3 protein-coding genes are annotated in these 2487 nt (G+C 45.3%); all 3 read right to left on the bottom strand.

Annotated elements, in window-relative coordinates; genetic code table 11:
* Nucleotides 1-84: 84 nt before the first annotated feature.
* Nucleotides 85-1314 carry a site-specific integrase gene (locus tag BQ5453_RS00860; protein ID WP_071121748.1) on the bottom strand — a complete coding sequence of 410 codons (1230 nt, stop codon included), beginning with the start codon at nt 1312-1314 and terminating at the stop codon, nt 85-87.
* 152 nt (nt 1315-1466) lie between these two features.
* Entirely contained in the window at nt 1467-1871 is a 405-nt protein-coding gene (locus BQ5453_RS00855) for a helix-turn-helix domain-containing protein (protein ID WP_071121747.1), read from the bottom strand.
* A gap of 40 nt (nt 1872-1911) precedes the next feature.
* Nucleotides 1912-2325: a helix-turn-helix domain-containing protein gene (locus BQ5453_RS00850; protein WP_071121746.1), complete on the bottom strand. Its 414-nt coding sequence runs from the start codon at nt 2323-2325 to the stop codon at nt 1912-1914.
* Nucleotides 2326-2487: the final 162 nt, after the last annotated feature.

Below are 2487 nucleotides of genomic sequence, written 5' to 3'. Positions count from 1 at the left end.
CTAGCTGGTCCACAAAGTATACTGATTTTCAGTGTTTTACGTATTTGTGGCGACAAAAAGAGCGACAAATTAAAGGTATTAAGGTCATGGTTTTGTTCTGTTGAACAATGCCATGGCCGTTTTTTTTGCGCTGTCGGCTATGTCGATGTAGGGTTTCATGCTGTTATAGTCGGAGTGGCCAGTCCATTTCATGACCGTATTCGCGGGAATGCCCATCATGAGGGCGTTACAGATGAAGGTGCGACGGCCACAATGGGTGCCGAGCATTTGCCACTTGGGCTTGGTGATGGTGGTTTTGATGCCTCCTGTGTAGGTGACATCGGTCAACTTTTCGTTGAGGCCGCACAGACGACCTACCTCTTTCAGATAATCGTTCATTTTCTGATTGCTGATGACGGGTAGGGCGCGCTCGCCAGGTTGTGCGGTGTAGGACTGGAGTATGGCGCGCGAGTAGTCGTTGAGTTCGATTGTGAGCCGGTCGTTGGTTTTTTGTGTGGTGATGTGTAGGGCATCGCCGTAAATGTCGGCCTTTTTGAGGGCGCGGGCATCGGAGTAGCGCAGGGAGGTGAAACAACAAAAGCAGAATACGTCACGCACGCGGGCAAGGTGTTGCTCTTCTGTGGTGAATTGGTGATTGTATACGGCCATGAGTTCTGTCCATGTGAGGTATACCACGCAGCGCGACGACCTTTTGAGCCGTGGGCGGTAGGCTGAGAATGAGAGGTCGGTGAGAAGCCCTTTTGACACGAGCCAACGGAAGAACCACTTGGACATGGAGAGCTTTTTGAGTACGGTCTCGTTTTGGTGGTTGAGGCTTGTTTGGTATTGTCGGAATTGTTCGAGTGTGTCTTCGTTGATTGCTGTTAACGTCATGTCTGGACGAAAGTCCTGCCATTCCTTTATTAAGCGTTGTGTTTTTTGCACAGTGCCTTTGCTCCAGCTGCAGCGGTTGGACTCACTGCTGAGGTATTGTTCGTAGAGACTGAAAAAATCTTTGTGTGGCTCGTTATCTTGTTCGTGGTGTCTGCCAATGGCTTGGAGCATTTGTTGCTTGAAGTCGTCGAAGGTTGTTGGCTGTGTGTCAAGCACGCGCACAGCGGTGTCTTCGTAGTGCTGTATGGCGGCGTTGATTTTTGCGGCGGGTACGAGGTCTTTGCCGTGTGTGGTGTTTCGCCGGCAGCGTTGTGTGTCTTTGTTCCACTTGTCGGTGTCTATGTTGTAGCCAACGTTGCAGAAGAGTCTTTTGCCCATGTAACGTACTACCATGCGCAGGTGTGCGCGGTTGTCGGGCATGAAAAGTATGCTGTATTTCATTGTGTCTACTTGTTTAATACGTTTCTTTTTTGTTGTTCAATATGCTTGGCTGGTGGGGTGGGGTAGTAATGGCAAAGCCCCTTTAGCGGTGTGGCTAAAGGGGCTTTGCTGTGACGTTATGCGTGTATTATTAAACATAACGTTAATTCTATTCAAAAGCCCCCCTTGTTATTGCTGAGCAGCACCTTTATCAGCCGTTCTTTTTCATTGAGCAACGCTTGCAGGTCTGCGATACGTTGCTTTAGCATATCTGTCTCGGTGTTGCGATTTTCCACGCTTTCACCGATGATTTGCGTGCCGTTGTTGGTGTTTCGATGTGTCGTAAGCACTGCCTTTGTGATGTCCTTGTATTCCAACAGCATGTTACCCTCTCCTGTAAGCAGCCAGTTGCCATCAACTTGAGGAAATGCGCGTTTAATGCGCTCGGGGTCTATAGAATTTCGCCTAATCCAACCTGCAACAACACCCTGTTGGCAGCCTAACAATCTTGCGAATTGAGATTGATTTCCGTATGCGAAATGCTTTAGTAATTGTTCTACAATGTCTTTTTTATTCATAATATTAGCAAAAACCCTTTTTAGTTATCAGTTTTGAACTTTACTGTTGACCACGTCTTTGACTATTGAGCAGCACGTTGATAAGCCGTTCTTTCTCGCTAAGTAGTGCTTGTAGTGATGCTATTTGTTGCTTGAGTATTTCTGTATTGAAAGTGTGGTTTTCTATGTTTTCACCGATGATTTGTGTGCCGTGGTTTGTGTTTTGTTGTGTGGATAATATTGTTTTGTTATTGCCGTTATCGTTGTTTGTTAGTAATATATTGCCTTCACCTGTAAGCAACCAATTGCCATCAACTTGTGGCAAGGCTGCTTTTATACGCTCGGGGGCAAAGTTCTTACGAGATAGCCATGTTGCTATAGTACTCTGCTTTATGCCTATAGTATTGGCAAACGAACTTTGACTACCATTCCCAAAAAGCATAATAAGTTGTTCTAACTGTCCTGTATCTTTCATAATACTGTTCTATTTATCTTATTTTACGTCCCATTTGAAATTTATCCTTATTCTATTTGCGATATATGTCTCATTTGCGCTATATTTGCAGCATAAACGAAACGCATACTGCGGTATGCTGCAAGTATTAAAATACAAATGTAAAGAATTAACGTTATGTTT

Source organism: Prevotellamassilia timonensis (assembly GCF_900106785.1).
GTDB lineage: Bacteria > Bacteroidota > Bacteroidia > Bacteroidales > Bacteroidaceae > Alloprevotella > Alloprevotella timonensis.
This window is presented reverse-complemented; position numbering and strand designations above follow the sequence as displayed.